At 70.1% G+C, this 16597-nt stretch carries 13 protein-coding genes and 1 pseudogene; 3 read left to right on the forward strand and 11 right to left on the reverse strand.

The features are described 5' to 3' along the window. Window positions 1-42: 42 nt before the first annotated feature. Complete coding sequence (locus tag ACFWP7_RS30595) at window positions 43-1326, reverse strand: M14 family metallocarboxypeptidase (RefSeq protein WP_384387823.1); 1284 nt, start codon at window positions 1324-1326, stop codon at window positions 43-45. Further along, entirely contained in the window at window positions 1323-3284 is a 1962-nt protein-coding gene (locus ACFWP7_RS30600) for a Xaa-Pro dipeptidyl-peptidase (RefSeq protein WP_384387826.1), read from the reverse strand. Before ACFWP7_RS30600 ends, ACFWP7_RS30595 begins: the two co-directional genes overlap by 4 nt. A gap of 183 nt (window positions 3285-3467) precedes the next feature. Between ACFWP7_RS30600 and ACFWP7_RS30605 the strand changes: the two genes are divergently transcribed. After that, a complete protein-coding gene (locus tag ACFWP7_RS30605; RefSeq protein ID WP_384387829.1) occupies window positions 3468-4979 on the forward strand; it encodes a M1 family metallopeptidase in 1512 nt (503 codons plus the stop codon). Here ACFWP7_RS30605 and ACFWP7_RS30610 read toward each other — a convergent pair. Together ACFWP7_RS30610 and ACFWP7_RS30615 are read right to left on the reverse strand one after the other, a co-directional pair. Next, window positions 4973-5914 (reverse strand): adenosine kinase, encoded by a 942-nt coding sequence (locus ACFWP7_RS30610; RefSeq protein WP_384387831.1) that lies wholly within the window; start codon window positions 5912-5914, stop codon window positions 4973-4975. The two genes, ACFWP7_RS30605 and ACFWP7_RS30610, sit on opposite strands and share 7 nt — an antisense overlap. A gap of 192 nt (window positions 5915-6106) precedes the next feature. Beyond that, window positions 6107-6589, reverse strand: a pseudogene (locus ACFWP7_RS30615) (Appr-1-p processing protein). 138 nt (window positions 6590-6727) lie between these two features. Between ACFWP7_RS30615 and ACFWP7_RS30620 the strand changes: the two are divergent. After that, a complete protein-coding gene (locus tag ACFWP7_RS30620) occupies window positions 6728-7423 on the forward strand; it encodes a MerR family transcriptional regulator (RefSeq protein WP_384387833.1) in 696 nt (231 codons plus the stop codon). A gap of 294 nt (window positions 7424-7717) precedes the next feature. Here ACFWP7_RS30620 and ACFWP7_RS30625 read toward each other — a convergent pair whose 3' ends face one another. The 4 genes from ACFWP7_RS30625 to ACFWP7_RS30640 all read right to left on the reverse strand — a co-directional run bounded on the left by ACFWP7_RS30625 (window position 7718) and on the right by ACFWP7_RS30640 (window position 13579). After that, window positions 7718-9949 carry a 3-hydroxyacyl-CoA dehydrogenase NAD-binding domain-containing protein gene (locus ACFWP7_RS30625; RefSeq protein WP_384387835.1) on the reverse strand — a complete coding sequence of 744 codons (2232 nt, stop codon included), beginning with the start codon at window positions 9947-9949 and terminating at the stop codon, window positions 7718-7720. Between the two features lie 115 nt (window positions 9950-10064). Beyond that, window positions 10065-11279, reverse strand: a complete 1215-nt coding sequence (locus ACFWP7_RS30630) for an acetyl-CoA C-acetyltransferase (protein WP_384387837.1) — start codon at window positions 11277-11279, stop codon at window positions 10065-10067. Window positions 11280-11300: 21 nt separating this feature from the next. Then, window positions 11301-12443, reverse strand: coding sequence for an acyl-CoA dehydrogenase family protein (locus ACFWP7_RS30635; RefSeq protein WP_384387840.1), 1143 nt, complete (start codon window positions 12441-12443; stop codon window positions 11301-11303). Further along, on the reverse strand, window positions 12440-13579 hold the full coding sequence (locus tag ACFWP7_RS30640) for a CaiB/BaiF CoA transferase family protein (protein WP_384387842.1): 1140 nt from the start codon (window positions 13577-13579) through the stop codon (window positions 12440-12442). Before ACFWP7_RS30640 ends, ACFWP7_RS30635 begins: the two co-directional genes overlap by 4 nt. Before the next feature lie 343 nt (window positions 13580-13922). Between ACFWP7_RS30640 and ACFWP7_RS30645 the strand changes: the two genes are divergently transcribed. Further along, window positions 13923-15167: a saccharopine dehydrogenase family protein gene (locus ACFWP7_RS30645; protein ID WP_384387845.1), complete on the forward strand. Its 1245-nt coding sequence runs from the start codon at window positions 13923-13925 to the stop codon at window positions 15165-15167. A 16-nt stretch (window positions 15168-15183) separates the two neighbouring features. Here the strand turns inward: ACFWP7_RS30645 and mmpA are convergent, their stop codons facing one another. The 3 genes from mmpA to ACFWP7_RS30660 all read right to left on the reverse strand — a co-directional run bounded on the left by mmpA (window position 15184) and on the right by ACFWP7_RS30660 (window position 16562). Further along, entirely contained in the window at window positions 15184-15330 is a 147-nt protein-coding gene (gene mmpA, locus ACFWP7_RS30650; protein ID WP_384387847.1) for a morphogenic membrane protein MmpA, read from the reverse strand. Window positions 15331-15413: 83 nt separating this feature from the next. Then, complete coding sequence (locus ACFWP7_RS30655) at window positions 15414-16103, reverse strand: endonuclease V (protein WP_384387850.1); 690 nt, start codon at window positions 16101-16103, stop codon at window positions 15414-15416. 129 nt (window positions 16104-16232) lie between these two features. Then, window positions 16233-16562, reverse strand: a complete 330-nt coding sequence (locus ACFWP7_RS30660) for a plasmid stabilization protein (protein WP_384387852.1) — start codon at window positions 16560-16562, stop codon at window positions 16233-16235. Between the last annotated feature and the right edge of the window lie 35 nt (window positions 16563-16597).

Raw genomic sequence — 16597 nt, forward strand, 5'->3', positions numbered from 1 at the left:
GCCCCCATACGCCCTATCACAGGTGCGCTCCCGCTCAGCGTCTCAGCAGTCGGTGTCGGGCTCCCCGGCCGTGAGGTGGTACGGCGCGCGCTCGTCGAGGAGCAGCGGGACGAGAGCGCGCAGGGACTGCCGCAGCGGTACGAGTACGCCGTCGCCCTCGCGTTGTACGCGGACGCCGTGCAGGCTCAACTCGTCGCGCAGTTCCGTGTACTGGTCCGCCGTGAGCCGGTAGCCGCAGGGCGGGTCCTGGATCACCTCGGACGGTTCGGCCGGGTCGTTGTCGGCGCCGCCGAGGTAGACCGGGCCGGTGTCCAGGTAGCCCGTGAGCCGGGCCGCCGAGGTAGCCCTCTCGACCTGCTCACGGCGCTCACCGGTGAAGGTGAACAGGCCCCCGAGCGCGGCCAGTTGGGAGTCGACGCGGCGGCGGTGACTCAGGGCCGGGTCCGCCTGTTCGGCGTCCGTGAGGGGGTCGACCCGGCTCTCGATGAGGAGTCCCGCGGAGTGCTTGACGCCCGACATGTTCCGCAGGATGCGTTCCTGCCCGTCCCCCGCCACCTGCTGGATCGGATCGCCGGTCACGGGGTCGGTCCAGATGCCGTACGTGCCCGTCGAGTACCCCTCGTCCTGGGCGGCGGGCCGTACGTAGTCCAGCGACAGGGTCTGCGCCTCGTCGTGCACGGCCGTGGCCGTGTTGAGGTTGCGCGGCCAGAGGTCGAAGAGGTCCTTGTCGTAGTACGGGGGTGTGGCGCCGTACTCGTGCAGGTCGTAGACGATGTCGGGTGTGCGGTCGCGCAGGACCGCGGCCGTCGCGCGGGCCTCGGCGGTCTGCAGGGCGAGGTGGTCGCGGTTGATGTCGACGCCGTCGCTGTTGCCTCGGGTGTCGGCGGCGCGGCCGTCCGGGTTGGCGGTGGGCACGACGAGCAGGGTGGTGGTCTTCAGGAAGCGCAGCGTGCGCTGGTCCTTCGTGTACGCCAGGTCGCGGATCGTGGTGAGGCAGGCCTCGCGCCCGGATGGCTCGTCGCCGTGCTGGCTGCACATGAGGAGCACGGTGGTGGCGGCGCGGGGTGCGCCGACGCGGACGAGCTGGAGCGGGCGGCCCTGCTTGGTCGTGCCGATCCCCGTCACCGAGACGCGGTCGCTCGCCTTGTCGAGGGCTGCCAGGAAGTCCTGTTCCTCGCTCTGGCTGGTCCAGCGGGCGCCGTTGGTCTGCTCGAAGCCGGTGCGCGGCGGGTTCTCCGCCGCGTACGCGGGTGCGGTCAGCAGCGGCGCGGCCAGGGCCGTGGCGGTGACCGCCACGGCCAGGGCACGGATGAGTAAGCCGGTCAACTGCTCTCTCCCGGGACTCGGAGGGCGGTGCGCGGGTCGCGTACGCCGTCGAGGACGGCAGCGCTCGGAGCCGCGGCGGACCCGGTCGTCGCCGTGGTGAAGGCCTTGGCACCGCCGACCAGCGGGACCTTGGCCGAGGTGCGGGCCAGGTCGAGCGTCAGGGTCGGGGTGGTGGACGGCGGGTCGATGAGGTCCTTGTCGGTGCCCGCGACGATGAGGGCGAGCCGGTGGCCCTTGGGGACGACGTGGTCGGTGGCGGCGAGGTCGAGGGTGATCGTGTACGCCTTGCCGGGGGTGAGCGGGACGCCCTTCGTCGCCGAGGCGTAGGTGCCGAGGTCGGCCCAGCCGCGGCTGAAGACCGTGTAGTCGACGTCCGCGTTCTTCGACTGGGTCACCTTGAAGCAGGAGCTGTCGCCGGTCGTGCTCGGACCCCAGCAGGTGCGGTCGGTGAGCGTGCTGATGCCCTCACCGGAGGCGGCGTAGTCCCGGATGGTGTCCGGGCCGAGATCGACAAGTACCGCGGTGAGATGGGCCGTCGACGTGGTCGGGGTGGCGGTGACCGTCACTTTCGACGAGCCGGACAGGCGCAGATCCTTGGTCAGCGGCTGCGTGACGAAGCCGGCCTTCTCAGGGGTCGACTGATCGATGTACGCCGCCCAGTCGGTCTCGCTCAGCTGTGGGTTGTCGGTGAAGGACTCGGTGCCGGAGCCCTTGGCCAGTCCGAGGGTGCCGACGCCCGCCGTGTCACCTGTGGCCGGGCGGAGGGTCGTCGTGTCGGTGGCGCGGGGCGGCCAGACGCTGGAGGTCACCCACTGGTCGGGCTGGCGCTCGATGTCGGCCATCGGCTCGTCGTCGATGCCGTTGTCGTAGCCGAGGAGTTCGTGGTCGAACCAGCGGTGCAGGGTGTCGACCCACTCGGCGCGGCGGAAGTCGAAGGGGTCGACATGGCCGGTCTGCGAGATCCAGATCTTGCGGTCGACGCCGTTCTCGGCGAGCGCGTCCCACCACGGACCGACGTGCTGGGTACGGACGTTGAGGTCCTGGGCGCCATGGATCAGGAAGACGCTCGCCTTGACCTTGCTCGCGTCCTTCACATAGTCACGCTCGGTCCAGAACGAGGTCCAGTCGCCGGTGCGCGGTGCGCCGTCGACGATCTTCTGCTGGACCGCGGCGCACTTGGCTCGGGCGTCGGGGCTGTCGACGTAGTCGGACAGCCAGTCCGGGCCGGAGTCGTACAGCGGGGCGCCCTCGCTGAAGTAGTAGTCGTACCAGGAGGAGATCGCGCTGATCGGCACGATGGTCTCAAGGCCCTTGACGCCGGTTGCGGCGACGCCGTTGGCGATGGTGCCGTCCCAGCTCTTGCCGATCATGCCGGTCTTGCCGTTGGTCCAGGTGGCCTTGGACGTGGCGGTGCCCGTACGGGTCGTGTACGCCTTGGCCCGGCCGTTCAGCCAGTCGACGACCGCCTTCGCGGACTGGATGTCGGAGCGGCCTCCCACGTCCACGCAGCCGTCGGAGCGGTTGGTCCCGGCCAGATCGACGCCGACGAAGGCGTAGCCGCGGGGCACGAAGTAGTTGTCGTAGAACAGCGGCATCTGGACGACGTTGCCGTTCGCGTCGTACGTCTTCTTCTGGCTCTCGTTGCCGCGTCCGCAGCAGGAGTAGTACGGGCTGGCGTCCATGATCACGGGTATCTTGCGGCCCGACGCGGCGAGTTCGCGGGGGCGGACGATGTCGACGGCGACGCGGTCGGTCTTCCCGTCGCTGTCGCCGTCGAGGCCGGTGTCCACCCACACGGATTCGCGGATCGCGTTGTCGTACGAGTAGATCGGGGTGCTCTCCCGTGGGGCGCTGTGTGCAACGACAGGGGTGAGCAGGGTTGCCATCAGGGCGGCCGTGGCCGCCGTCGCGAGCGATCTCCAGGTCGTGAAGCGCATACGGCGCGCACGTATCGGCATGGGCGGAAGGTACCCCGGGTCAACTCCCGTGCAAAAGAGGGTTCGTGAAAGGTCTCTGGGACGGGATTGCTCATGACGGCCGAATGGCGATCGTGTGACAGGAGTGGCCGTGGACATGACCGGGGCCATAGCGACTGAATAGGCTCCGAACAGACTTCACGGCCCTACGACTTGGAGCTTGACGTGCACCGCAGACTCATCGCCCCGGGCGCTCTCGCGGCCTCCTTCCTGCTGGCGATCCCGGCATCGGCGGCCAGCTACTCCCCCGGAGCGCCGGGCATCGGCGACCCCTACTACCCGGACTACGGCAACGGCGGCTATGACGTCTCGCACTACGATCTGCGCCTCCAGTACCAGCCGCAGACCGATGAACTGGAGGGCACGGCAACCCTCCTGGCGACCACCACGCAGGATCTCTCGCGCTTCGATCTGGACTTTCTGCTCGACGTGAGCGAGGTGCGGGTCAACGGCGTGAAGGCGTCGTTCGCCACCTCAGGCGAGGAGGAGCTGGAGGTCACCCCGAAGACCCCGCTGGCCAAGGGCAAGTCCGTCACCATCGTGGTGCGCTACAGCGGTGTGCCGTCGTCGAAGACCGCGTACGGCTTCACCAGCTGGCACCGCACTCCGGACGGCGGCGTCGGCGCGAACGAGCCCGAGTCGGCGGCGTGGTGGTTCCCCAGCAACGACCACCCGCTCGACAAGGCGACGTACGACGTGTCGGTCAACGTCCCCGACGGCACGCAGGCGATCTCCAACGGCACGCTCCAGTCGACCAGTTCGAAGCTCGGCTGGACGCGCTACAACTGGCGGTCCAACAAGCCGCAGGCCACGTATCTCGCGACGCTCGCGATCGGCAGGTTCGACATCACGACCGGGACGACCGAGAGCGGCATCCCGATCATCAACGCGTACAGCAAGGACCTGGGCGACAACGACGGGGCGGTCCGGGCGAGCGTCGAGCGCACCGGTGAGGTCGCCGACTTCCTCACCGAGTACTTCGGTCCGTACCCCTTCAACGCGCTCGGTGGGTACGTCCCGAACACCAACACCGGGTACGCGCTGGAGACGCAGACGCGGCCGTTCTACAGCCCGCGCCAGTTCGCGAACGGCTCGAACGTGTCCGTCGTCGTCCACGAGCTGGCCCACCAGTGGTACGGGGACGAGGTGTCCGTCGCCGGGTGGAAGGACATCTGGATCAACGAGGGCTTCGCCCGCTACGCGCAGTGGCTGTGGTCGGAGCACGAGGGTGAGGGGACGGCGCAGGAGCTCGCGGACTACGTGTACGCGCTGCACCCGGCGGACGACGCCTTCTGGACGGTCGCGCCCGGCGATCCGGGACCGGAGAACCAGTTCGACATCGCGGTCTACGACCGAGGGGCGCTGGCCATTCAGGCGCTGCGCAACGAGATCGGGGACGACGCGTTCTTCGCCATCCTGAAGGGGTGGCCGAGCGAGCACGCGTACGGGAACGCATCGGTCGCCGACTTCCAGAAGTACGCGGAGGAGGTGTCGGGCCAGTCGCTCGGCTCGTTCTTCGACACGTGGCTGTTCGAGCCCTCGAAGCCGGGGGTGCCTGCGGCGCAGGGCGCGTCGATCGCCCGGGCCGCGGGGACGGACGGGACTTCTTCCGGGGTTTCTGCCCAGCCGAAGTCGTGGAAGAAGATCGCCGCGACCGATTCGGTTCACGATCACTGAGGTGTGCCGTACGGCGGGCGGGCGCCGTCGCGTTCCCACTCCTTGACCCTAGTCAGGAGTTCGTCGCGGCTGATGGCGTCCGCCCGCGTCGCCGGCACCGTGCAGGCATGGGCGCCGGCGACCGCACCGTACAGGGCGCAACGGTGTGGCGGTTCACCGGCCAGCCATCCGAGGAGGAAGCCAGCGGCGAAGGCGTCGCCGGCGCCATTCGAGTCCACGATCGCCGCCGGAGGTGTGACCGCCGGGATGTGGGTCACCTCGTCGTCCGCCAGCAGATACGCGCCGTCGGCTCCGGCGGTGGCGACGACCGCCTCCGCCCGGCCCCGCTCGACGATCTGCCGCATCGTCCGCTCCGGGTCGGGAAGCGCGGTGGTGGACAGGAACACGAGGTCGGCGGCGTGGGCGAACGGCTCGTGGTAGGGATTCTCGCCGTCCCAGTCGTGCAGGTCTGTCGAGAGGGTCACCCCGGCCTCCCGCAGCGTGGGCAGGGTGTGGGCGCACGGGTGGGTGATGACGACGTGCGCGTGGCGGCTCGCTCCGGCCAGCGCCCGGACGCTCTCCTCCGGCAGCCGGTCGTCCTCCCGCGAGCGGCTCGCGTCGTACAGCGACAACCGCCGCCCTTCCGGGTCGACGAGGTTGACCGCGCGCTTGGTGCCACCGGACTGGCGGACATCCGTGAACGGGATACCCCGGTCCCGGTGCAGGGCGCGGACCAGCTCACCCTCGTGGTCGTCGCCGATCATGTCGAGGTGGTGCGTGCGCAGACCCAGCGCGTGCACGCCAAGAGCGACGAAGTCCCCGCTCTGGCCTGCCCGCGTCTCGATACCGGGCCGGATCAGGTAGCTGTCGGCGAACGGGAGCGGCAGCCCGGGGACGTACACGATCGTGTCCACACCCGCGCCGCCAAGGACGAGGACGTCGATCTCGCTGGTCATGGGGGTTCCTCTCGCCTCCGGCCAACTCCCGAGAGCGGTCGCCGAGCGCCTTTGTACGGGAGCGCCGCGATCGCATCTTCGCGACTGCGCCTGTCGGCAGGTGAGTCAAGCAAGGTCTTGGAGGCATCGGCAATGACTTGCGGAGCCTTTCCGCAAGTTGTTGCTGCTGCGCTCGTCGACCGTGGGCGATGGTCAGCCCCCGTGGTCGTAAACCGTCACGGCTATCCCCGGCTTCACCAGGCGCTCCGCGATGAGCGGCTCCACACGCGGCCGCCACTTGCCGCCCGCGAGACCGCAGCCGATGCGGGGCATGTGAACGGAGGCGCCAAGCTCGGCGGCTTTGCCGGCCAGCAGCCCGAGGGCCTCGTCAATGGCCTCGTAGCGCACGGGCACCTCTTTGCTGCCCGTGCGTATCCCCCGCCGGCCGACCAGATTCGCCACCCACACCTACCGCGCCACCTGGACGAACTGGGCCGCGCCCAGGCCGAAGTCGTTGTGCGCGCGGCCCCGGTGCCAGGCGCGATACGAAGCTTCCGACTCCGGCCGGCGGCGCGAGACGGCGAGTACGAAGCCCTTCCCCCATCCCCCGATGTCGTTGCAGACATGGGCGATCACCTTGACGCCCTTCCCCAACGGAGCGGTGGCGTCGCCTCTGACGTACGCGATCTCGGACATGACGCCACCGTAGGCGCCGGCACTGACAGTGGCGGCAGGCGCAGTACGTAGCCCGTCGGGCGGCGCTTTCGCAACACCGGTGAGACAGCAATACTGGTGCACCAGATCGCTGCACAACCCGGAGAGGCGGGTTCCGCCATGACGACCGACACCGAGGAGCCGGTGCTCACGGTCGACGAGTTGGCCGCGCGGGCCGGCGTCACGGTCCGTACGGTGCGCTTCTACAGCACCAAGGGTCTGCTGCCACCGCCGGTGATCGGTCCCCGGCGGGTGGGCCACTACAGCCAGGAGCATCTTGCCCGGCTCGCCCTCATCGAGGAGTTGCAGCACCAGGGCATGACGTTGGCGGCGATCGAGCGGCATCTTCGGCAGTTGCCGCCCGATCTGAGCGCCCACGATCTCGCCATCCACCGTGCGGTGGTGGCTTCCTGGGCGCCCGATGCGGCGGAGTACGTGGCGCGCGAGGAGCTGGATCGGCGGGCGGGGCGCTCGCTGGGCGAGGAGGAGCTGGACCGGCTCACCGCGATGGGCGTCATCACGCGGACCACGGACTCCTTCCGCGTGGACCCGGGGCTGCTGCGGCTCGGCGTACAGCTTCTCGACGTGCCCATCGCGCACGAGACGATCCTCGCGGCGCGGACCGTCCTGCTGGAGCACTCGCGCGCGGCGGCCCACGAGTTGTCCACGCTGCTGCGTGACGCGGTGGGCGAGCGCGAGTCCGTGGCGGCCGTGAAGTCGCTGTCGGCGCATATGCAGCCGCTGGTGGTGCAGGCGCTGCTGACGACGTTCCAGCGCTCGCTGAAGGAGGAACTCCGGGAGTGGCTCAAGGAGTGAGCCCTGAGCCGACCGGCTCCACAAGCGGCTTTCGACCTCGGTGGTCCTCGGTGAGCGGGTCCATGGGTACGGCGAGGAACACCGGTCCCGCGGACGGTCGTACGGCGAGGGCGAAGGCACCGCGAGTGGCAGGTCCGGGCGTGCCCTCGCCGCGCAGGAACTCCAGCAGGGCGAGGGCGGGACGCCGGTCCAGGAGAACTCCGTCGGCGGGGGGCGGGGACCGGTTCGCGGTCAGCGTCGGGTCCCCGTACCACCGCGAGCGTGGACGGCGTGTCGCTCAGCGATACGCCGTCGTCATCGGGCGTCGGTGAACCGCTCCCCCTTCTCCGCCTTCTCGACCAGCAGCGCCGGAGGCGTGAACCGCTCCCCGTAGCGCTCGGCGAGTTCACGCGCGCGTGCCACGAACGCGGGCAGACCCCCGGCTTCGCCGGTGCCGGAACCCGCCCCGGCACCGCCGCCGTACCCGTTGATGTACTGCAGGACACCGCCGGTCCAGCCCGGGAAGCCGATCCCGAAGATGGAGCCGATGTTGGCGTCCGCGACGGACGTCAGTACGCCCTCCTCAAGGAGGCGGACGGTGTCCAGCGCCTCGGAGAAGAGCATGCGCTCCTGCATGTCTTTAAACGGCACAGTGGCGAACGGGATCCCGGATCCGGGCTTGGTGAAGTGCTCGCGCAGGCCGGGCCACAGCTTGCCGCGCTTGCCGTCCGCGCCGTACTCGTAGAAGCCCGCGCCACCGCTGCGGCCCGTCCGGCCGAACTCGTCGACCATACGGTCGATGACCGCCTCGGCGGGGTGCGTCACCCAGGTGCCGCCCGCCTCCTCGACGGCCTGCTTGGACTCCTTGCGGATCTTGCGCGGCAGGGTGAGTGTCAGCTCGTCCATGAGGGACAGGACCTTGGCCGGGTAGCCCGCCTGGGCGGCCGCCTGCTCGACGGACGCGGGCTCGATGCCCTCGCCGACCATCGCGACACCCTCGTTGATGAACTGCCCGATGACGCGGGAGGTGAAGAACCCTCGCGAGTCGTTGACGACGATCGGGGTCTTGTTGATCTGGCGTACGAGATCGAAGGCGCGGGCCAGGGCCTCGTCGCCGCTCCGCTCGCCCTTGATGATCTCGACGAGCGGCATCTTGTCGACCGGCGAGAAGAAGTGCAGCCCGATGAAGTCGCGCTGCCGCTCGACGCCCTCGGCGAGCACGGTGATCGGCAGGGTCGAGGTGTTGGAGCAGAGCAGCGCGTCGGGCTCGACGAGGTGTTGGATCTCCTGGAACACCTTGTGTTTGAGCGCGGTGTCCTCGAAGACGGCCTCGATCACGGCGTCGCAGCCGGCCAGGTCCTGAGGGTCCGCCGTGGGGGTGATGCGGGCGAGCAGCGCGTCGGCCTTCTGCTGCGTCGTACGTCCCCTGGAGACGGCCTTCGCGCAGAGCTTCTCGGAGTACGCCCTGCCCTTGGCCGCCGCCTCGGCGGTCACGTCCTTGAGGACGACGTCGATGCCCGCGCGAGCACACGAGTACGCGATGCCCGCGCCCATCATCCCGGCGCCGAGGACGGCGACCTTGCGGACCTGGCGCGGTGCGATGTCCTTGGGCCGGTTGGCACCGGAGTTGACCGCCTGGAGGTCGAAGAAGAACGCCTGGATCATGTTCTTGGCGGTCTGCCCGGTGACCAGCTCGGTGAAGTAGCGCGCCTCAATGACCAGCGCGGTCTCGAAGTCGACCTGTGAGCCCTCCACGGCGGCCGCGAGGATGTTGCGCGGGGCCGGGTAGGGGGCGCCGTTCAGCTGCTTCTTCAGGTTGGCCGGGAACGCGGGCAGGTTGGCGGCGAACTTCGGGTTGGACGGCGTACCGCCCGGGATCCGGTAGCCCGGCTTGTCCCACGGCTGTTGCGACTGGGGGTTGGCGTCGATGAAGGCGCGCGCCTTGGCGAGCAACTCCTCGGGCGTGGCCGCCACTTCGTGGACGAGACCGTGCTCCAGCGCCCGCTGCGCGGAGTACTGGGTGCCCTGGAGCAGGACCTTCAGCAGCGCGTCCGCGATGCCCATCAGCCGGACCGTGCGGGTGACGCCGCCGCCCGCCGGGAGCAGTCCGAGGGTGACCTCGGGCAGGCCGATCTTCGTGCCGGGGGCGTCGAGGGCGACGCGGTGGTGGGAGGCGAGGGCGATCTCGTAACCGCCGCCGAGTGCCGCGCCGTTGATGGCGGCGACGACCGGCTTGCCGAGGGTCTCGATGCGGCGCAGGGAGGACTTGATGGCTGTACCGGTCTCGAACGCCTGCTGGGCGTTCTCCGGACCGACCCCCATCATCTCCTTGAGGTCGCCGCCCGCGAAGAAGGTCTTCTTGGCGGAGGCGTAGATGATTCCGCGGATGGAGTCCTTTTCGGCCTCGGCGCGTTCCGCGATCGCCGCGATCGAGGCCTGGAAGGCCTGGTTCATGGTGTTGGCGGACTGGTTGGGGTCGTCGAGGACGAGGGTGACGACGCCGGTCTCGTCCTGTTCCCAGCGGATGGTGGTGGGCTCAGTGCTCATCAGGAGTTGCTCCGTTGATCCGTGGATCCGTTGTCCCTGGATCCGTTGTCCGTAGATCTGTAGACCGTGGATCCGATGTCCCTGGATCCGATGTCCGTTGATCCGCTGGGAAAGGTCAGACGCGCTCGACGATCGTGGCGATACCCATGCCGCCGCCCACGCACAGCGTGGCGAGGCCGTAGCGCTTGTCCTGGCGCTCCAGTTCGTCGACGAGGGTGCCGAGGATCATGGCGCCGGTGGCGCCGAGCGGGTGGCCCAGCGCGATCGCGCCGCCGTTGACGTTGACCTTGTCCAGGGACAGGCCCATGTCCTTGGCGAAGCGCAGGACGACCGCCGCGAAGGCCTCGTTGATCTCGACGAGGTCGATGTCGTCGATGGTCAGACCGGCCTTGGCGAGCGCCTTGCGGGTCGCCGGAGCAGGTCCGGTGAGCATGATGGTGGGCTCGGAGCCGGAGACGGCCGCGGAGACGATCCGCGCGCGCGGGGTGAGCCCGTAGCGCTCGCCGACCTCCTTGGAGCCGACGGCAACGAGCGAGGCGCCGTCCACGATGCCGGAGGAGTTGCCCGCGTGGTGGACGTGGTCGATCGCCTCCACCCAGTGGTACTTCTGCAGCGCCACGGCGTCGAAGCCGCCCAGGTCGCCGATGTCGGCGAACGACGGCTTCAGCCTGGCGAGCGAGTCGGCGGTGGTGCCGGGGCGCAGGTGCTCGTCGTGGTCGAGGACGACGAGGCCGTTGCGGTCCTTCACCGGGACGACCGACTTCTCGAAGCGCCCGTCCTTCCACGCTGCGGCGGCCCGCTCCTGGGACAGCGCGGCGTACTCGTCGACATCGCGCCGCGTGAAGCCCTCGATGGTGGCGATGAGGTCCGCGCCGATGCCCTGCGGCGCGAAGTTCGTCGCCATGTTGGTCATCGGGTCGGCGAACCAGGCGCCACCGTCCGAGCCCATCGGCACCCGCGACATCGACTCGACGCCGCCCGCGAGCACCAGGTCCTCCCAGCCCGAACGGACCTTCATCGCGGCCAGGTTGACGGCCTCCAGGCCCGAGGCACAGAAGCGGTTCTCCTGGACTCCGGCGACCGTGTCGGGGAGTCCGGCGGCGATCGCGGCGATCCGGGCGATGTCGGAGCCCTGGTCGCCGACCGGGCCCACCACACCGAGCACGATGTCGTCGATCGCGGCCGGGTCGAGGCCCGGGAAGCGGCGCTGTACCTCGTGGATGAGCCCGACGACGAGGTCGATGGGCTTGGTGCCGTGCAGGGCGCCGTTCGCCTTGCCGCGGCCGCGCGGGGTGCGGATCGCGTCGTACACATACGCTTCGGTGCTCACTGATCAAGCCTTTCAGGAGGGTTAACCAAGGAGGGAACGGCCGATGATCTCCTTCATGATCTCGGTGGTCCCGCCGTAGATGGTCTGGATGCGGCCGTCGGTGAAGGCCCTGGCGACGCGGTACTCGGTCATGTAGCCGTAGCCGCCGTGCAGTTGGAGGCAGCGGTCCGCGACCCGCTTCTGCAGCTCGGTGGCCCACCACTTGGCCATCGAGGCGTGTACGGCGTCGAGTTCCCCGTTCGAGTGATCGACGATGCAGCGGTCGAGGAAGGTCCGGGTGACGGCGCACTCGGTGGCCATCTCTGCTATCTCGAAGCGGATGTGCTGGAGCTTGGACAGCGGCCGCCCGAAGGCCTCGCGCTCCTTGACGTACTCCGTGGTGATTTCGAGCAGGTATTCGGCGGCGGCGATCCCGGCGACGGCGATACCCATGCGCTCCTGCGCGAGGTTGGTCATCAGATGGACGAAGGCGCCGTTCAGCTCGCCGAGCAGGTTCTCCTTGGGCACGGCGACGTCGTTGAAGAACAACTCGGCCGTGTCCTGGGCCTTCTGGCCGATCTTGTCGAGGTTGCGCCCGCGCTCGAAGCCCGCCATGCCTCGCTCGACGACGAGCAGGGACAGCCCCTTGGCACCGCCTTCGGGGGTGGTCCTCGCCACCACGATCACCAGATCGGCGAGGATCCCGTTCGAGATGAAGGTCTTGGAGCCGTTGAGCAGCCAGTGGTCGCCCCGGTCCTCGGCGTGGGTCGTGATGCCCTGGAGGTCGGATCCGGCGCCGGGTTCGGTCATGGCGATCGCCGTGATCAGCGAGCCGTCGCAGAACCCGGGCAGCCAGCGCCGCTTCTGCTGCTCGGTGGCGAGGCCCGTCAGATACGGCCCGATGATGTCGTTGTGCAGTCCGAGCGCGATTCCGGGGGCCCCCGCGCGCGTGAACTCCTCGGCCAGTACGGCGCTGTAGCGGAAGTCGGCGTTGCCGCCGCCCCCGTGCTCCTCGGGCACCGCCAACCCGAGGAGCCCCTGCTTTCCGGCCGCCCGCCAGGCGTCGCGCGAGACGATGCCGTCCCTCTCCCACTGTTCGTAGTACGGCAGCACCTCCTTGGCGAGGAAGGTGCGCACCGTCTCGCGGAAGGCGTCGTGCTCGGGCGCGAAGATCTGCCGCTTCATTCGGGGTCACCCTTCAGGAGGTCGGGTACATCCCAGTCGCGGGCCACCTCCGCCGTGTCGGCGCCCGGCTGGGCGGGCCCGCTGCGGACGGAGGTCGGGGTGGCGGAGAAACGGGGTGCGGGGGCGGGCTGGGTGATGCCTCCGTGGTCGGTGAAGGTGCCGCGGGCGGCAAGGTGCGGGTGAGCGGGGGCCTCGCGCAGCGAGAGGACCGGCGCCACGCACGCGTCGGAGCCCTCGAAGACGGCCGTCCACTCGTCCCTCGTACGGGTCCTGAAGCGGGCCGCGACCGTCTCGCGCAGCTCGCCCCAGCGCGACAGGTCCTTGCGGGCCGGTGCCTGGTCCTCGACGCCGAGAAGTTGCACGAACTCGTCGTAGAACTGCTGCTCAAGGGGGCCCACGGCCATGTACTGCCCGTCCGACGTCTCGTACGTCCCGTAGTACGGGCAGCCGCCGTCCAGCAGGTTGGCGCCGCGCCGGTCCTGCCAGCCGCCGGCGGCGAGCATGCCGTGGATCATCGCGGACAGGTGCGCCGCGCCGTCGACGATGGCCGCGTCCACGACCTGTCCGGCGCCGGTAGCGCGCGCGTGGTGGAGCGCCGCGAGGACGCCGACGACGAGGTAGAGCGAGCCGCCCGCGTAGTCGCCGAGGAGGTTCGCGGGGGCCACCGGCGGCTCGTCCGGCTTGCCGATCATCCCGAGTGTGCCGGTCAGGGCGATGTACGCGATGTCGTGCCCTGCGCGCGGGGCCAGCGGGCCCTCCTGTCCCCAGCCGGTCATCCGGCCGTAGACGAGCCCCGGGTTGCGGGCGTGACAGGTCACCGGGCCCACGCCGAGGCGCTCGGCGACGCCCGGGCGATAGCCCTCGATGAGGATGTCCGCGCGGTCGACCAGGTCGAGGACGCGGGCGGGCCCGTCCTCGGCCTTGAGGTCGATCACCACCGACCGCTTGTTGCGGTTGGTGACGTCGTACTCGGGATTGATCGCGAGCCCGGCGCCACCGGGGCGGTCCACGCGGACCACGTCAGCACCGAGGTCGGCAAGGAGCATCGCAGCGAACGGGCCGGGGCCGATCCCTGCCAGTTCGACGACGCGCACTCCGGCGAGCGGGCCATGCCCTGCCGTACCCGTCACTGCCATCAAGCCCCCAGCGCTGTGACACCACTGATGTGACATCAGCGATGTTAAGAACGTGTTCCACATCGGGCAAGCCCTCAACGAGCAAGCGCTTAGTTAAATTCCGGGGCGTCGACGGGCGAGCGGGACTTCTCGGCGGGCCGGGGAACTCCTCGGTGGCGCCGGGCAGCACATGGGAGGACCGGCGCGCCTTCTCCCACTTTTTCAGGGCGTCCTTCGGCACGGCCACGGCCACCTCCGACCTCTTCGTCCGACCTCGTTGTCCGGCTGCTCGTACCTCACGCTAGCCTCAGCCACCGACAACGGCGCTTCGCGCACGGCTGCGCGGTTCAGGAGCAGGAGTGTCATGAGCAGGCCGAACGGGACGGATCGCGCGGATCGCGCGTACGACATCGTGCTCTTCGGAGCCACGGGGTTCGTCGGGGAACTCACCGCGGAGTACCTCGCCTCGCACGCGCCCAAGGGGCTGCGGTGGGCGATCGCGGGGCGGAGCCAGGAGAAACTGGACCGGCTGCGGGAGCGGCTGGCCGGCACTGCCGAGGTACACGACGCGCCCGGTGCCTCCGATGCGCCCGGTGCTTCAGGAGTCCCCGACGCCCCGGACGTCCTTCGCGCGGACGTGTCCGATCCGGAGTCGCTGCGTGAACTCGCCCGCCACGCGCGCGTGGTCGCCACGACGGTCGGACCGTACGTCACCTACGGCGAGGAACTGGTGGCCGCCTGCGCCGACGCCGGTACGGACTACGTAGACCTCTCCGGTGAGCCCGAGTTCGTCGACCTGACGTACGTCCGGCACGACACGCGCGCGCGGGAGACCGGCGCGCGGCTCGTGCACGCCTGCGGTTTCGACTCGATTCCGCACGACCTGGGCGTGTACTTCACCGTGCAACAGCTTCCGGAGGGCGTTCCGTTGCGGGTGGACGGGTTCGTGCGCGCCCAGGCGATGTTCTCGGGCGGCACGTTCGCCTCGGCGCTCGGCCAGTTCTCGCGCGGACGACAGCTGCGGGCCGCGGCCCGCGACCGCGGGCGGCACGAGCCTCGGCTGGTGGGACGGCGGGCGGAGGCACCCCAGAGCGCTCCGCGGTTCGCCAAGGAGATCGGTGCGTGGGCCCTCCCGCTCCCCACGATCGACCCTCAGGTGGTGCGGCGGTCCGCACGGGCCCTGGAGCGGTACGGGCCCGACTTCCGCTACCGCCACTACGCGGCCGTCGAACGGCTGCCCATCGCACTGGGCGGCGTCGCCGCGACGGGTGCGCTTTTCGCGGCAGCCCAGCTGCCGCCCGCCCGCCGCTGGCTGTCCGACCGGTTCAAGCCCGGGGAGGGACCGAGCGCGGCGGTGCGCGCGAAGAGCTGGTTCTCGGTGCGGTTCGTGGGCGAGGGCGGCGGGCGCCGCGTCTTCACGGAGGTCGCGGGTGGCGACCCCGGCTACGGCGAGACCGCCAAGATGTTCGCGGAGTCCGCGTTGTCGCTGGCCTTCGACGAGCTGCCGGAGACGGCTGGGCAGGTCACGACGGCGGTGGCGATGGGGGACGCACTGACGGCGCGGCTCCGTGGGGCGGGGATCACGTTCCGGGTGGCGGCCGCCCTTTAGCGGACCTTCCAGGGACTCAGAACGTCCACCCGGTGACCGTGTAGACCATCCCGCCTATCCAGGCGACTCCGGCGATCACGGCGAGGAACAGCGCGGCCATCACGGCACGCTCGACGGGCTGGGTGGGCGTGGCTTCGGCCTTCGGGGCGCGGTGCGTCGTCATGCTGCACAGCCTGCCGATCACGACGGTGCGCCCACATCCGTACTCGTACTCAGAAGACGTACTCAGTCATCGTGGGGCAGCTCTCAGGGAGTTGCCTCCTGGAGCGCCCGCCTGCAGAGGGAGTCCGCGCGTCGAGTGGACTCCGGGAGGCGGTACTTCGGAGTGAGCACGAGCGTGTGCGCGCACGCGTTGTCAAGGCTCACCCGGTGGCCGACGGACACGAACACCGGCTTCACGCCGTCCTGGGTGCGCAGCGCACGGCCCACCTCGTCCCGGCCCGTGACAAGCGGGGACGCGCTGCCGCGCCGGGCGCCGGGCTCCTCGTAACCGAAGGTGAAGGGGTTCTTGGCGACGCCGATCGTGGGCAGCCCGGTCAGCACGCCGAGGTGGCTGGCGAGCCCGAAGCGGCGCGGATGGGCCAGGCCGTAGCCGTCGCAGACGACCAGACCCGGTGCGCAGGGCAGGGCGTCGAGTGCGGCCAGGACGGTCGGGATCTCGCGGAAGGCGAGGAGCCCGGGAACGTACGGGAAGGAGACCTGGCCGACGGCGGTGGCCTCGGCGACGACGTCCAGCGTCGCCGCGTCGAGCACGACGGCCGCGGCCACGACGACGTCCCGCGCGTCGTCGTACGCCACGTCGACGCCTGTCACCCGGCCCGTGCCGGGTGGCGGTCCCGCGTCTCCGAGGACCACCCGCCCCCGCAACTCGTCCTGCACGGCGCGTGCTTGCTCTTCGGTGGCGGGCCAGCCCGCGGGGATCCTCACGGTCGTCATGGTGGGCACGAGCGTACGACGAGCGAGCGGGTCGGCAGGCCGGGGGTGGGTACGTCCGGTCGGGCCGCCGTCAGTCCTCCTGGAAACGACCCGACCGGGCAGGCGTCGACACGTCCGGTTCGACCGCCGTCAGTCCTTGTCGCCCAGCGCGCGGCGCAGTTGCTGCTTGTTCATGTCCGAGCGGCCGTGGACGCCGCGCCGCCTGGCCTCCTCGTACAGCTGGTCGTACGTGGGCCCCTGGGCGCCCTTGTGCGAGCGCTGACCGCCGCGCTTGGCGGACGACATGTCCTCGACAGAGGTCCGGCTCGCGGTCTTCGACTCGCCGACGCGGGCGCGTTCCTTGTTGACGGTCCGGGCGGCGATCTCCTCTGCGCGCTTCTCGCTGTCGCCCCGGTCGCGGGCGCTCTCCTTGATGTGTTCGTACTGGCGTTCCCGCTTGGGGCTCGAACCGCGTGGCATCTCTGATCACTCGCTTTCGGGCTTCGAGGCAGTTC

The organism is Streptomyces sp. NPDC058470 (assembly GCF_042721055.1).
Taxonomy (GTDB): Bacteria; Actinomycetota; Actinomycetes; order Streptomycetales; family Streptomycetaceae; genus Streptomyces.